This window comes from uncultured Campylobacter sp. (genome assembly GCF_938018035.1).
In the GTDB taxonomy this organism is placed as follows: domain Bacteria; phylum Campylobacterota; class Campylobacteria; order Campylobacterales; family Campylobacteraceae; genus Campylobacter_B.
In genome coordinates this window covers 1-1,190 of the sequence record NZ_CALIJF010000413.1, presented here as the reverse complement: position 1 = coordinate 1,190, position 1,190 = coordinate 1, and the positions used below count along the sequence as shown (strand labels likewise).

Sequence of the window (1,190 nt, the reverse complement as noted above, 5' to 3'; positions counted from 1 at the left end):
TAAACATCCAGCGCACGAAGTCTATTTTATTGCGCTGCATATAGTCTTTGCCGATCCCGCATACGCCGTTTATATAGCATGTAAAAGCCGCCGAAAAACAAAATGAGCCCGATATCGATCAGCCTATCCGCCATAGCGATCTTTCTTTTGCTATTTAAATTTAGAAATTTAGCCCGACGTATTTGCTATATCGCCGTTTGCTTATTGAAATTCTAATTTTGCAGGATTGCATTCTTTGTCGGCTTTGCAATTTTCCAATTTTGTAATAATTTTATTATAGCGCTCTTTGTCATGCGCCAAATCTCGCGTCATCGTCATATATTTTATTACCTCTTCTATGTCTAAATCATAGTAAAAATGAGCTCCTGCACAAAGTAAGCAAAAATCTTCTATTTTGCCCACTTCGCAAGCTCTTATTAATCGTTTTAATCCAATTGACGGTCTATTTGTTCTAAATAGAATTTCACTGGATAAACCGCACGCCAAGGAATTTTCAATTTGATCCTTTTCAAAGCAACTCCTATCCGCAATATTTAATAAATTTTGACAAGCGCTATATTTTCCATCGCCGAAACCGCACTCCTTTATAAGTCGTGAAATTTCCAATGAATAAATTTTATCGCAATAGTCATAGATATGGGAAGGTAGGCAGCGACCGACTGCATTCGCGTATTCTCTTGCGGACAGCTTAAAAAACTCGTCGCTTAAAATTTTAACTCCCGTAGAATTTTGTCCTTGTGCCTCGTTTGGCTCCGTATCTTGCATCGCAAAAGCAGCCCCGCTAAAACCGAGCCACAGCGCAAACGCCAAAAATACTTGCTTCATTTTCTCTCCTTCGTTCATTTTATTGCTTGCTTATGATACCTAAAAAGCGATAAATTTTATTTATTTTGCGTGGTGTGAGATAGTAAAATTTTTAGGATATTTTAAATTTGACTTGCGGAATTTTAAGTAAGCTAAATTTTAAATTCTAAGATGCGAGCAGAATCCTTAAGTAAGTTAAATTTCAGCGCGATACAAGGTAAATTTGAGCAGGCTAAAATTCTTGCACGTTGGGATTTAAACGAAAAACTGGGTGTCGCGATCGGGCAAACACAAAAATGCAAAAAATGTGAAGCTGAAATTTATCGCATGCCGAAATTCAAACCGTCTTTTGGCTAAATTTAAGCTAAAAACGCTATAATCCCGTT

The 1,190-nt window shown here is 37.1% G+C and carries 1 protein-coding gene; it reads right to left on the bottom strand.

What is annotated here, in order from left to right; all coding sequences use genetic code 11:
* Positions 1 to 201: 201 nt before the first annotated feature.
* Positions 202 to 825: a hypothetical protein gene (locus Q0257_RS12670; protein ID WP_298025340.1), complete on the bottom strand. Its 624-nt coding sequence runs from the start codon at positions 823 to 825 to the stop codon at positions 202 to 204.
* Between the last annotated feature and the right edge of the window lie 365 nt (positions 826 to 1,190).

Excerpts from the sequence above, each read along its gene's own strand:
- Q0257_RS12670 (WP_298025340.1), bottom strand. The coding sequence starts at position 825 with ATGAAGCAAGTATTTTTGGCGTTTGCGCTGTGGCTCGGTTTTAGCGGG.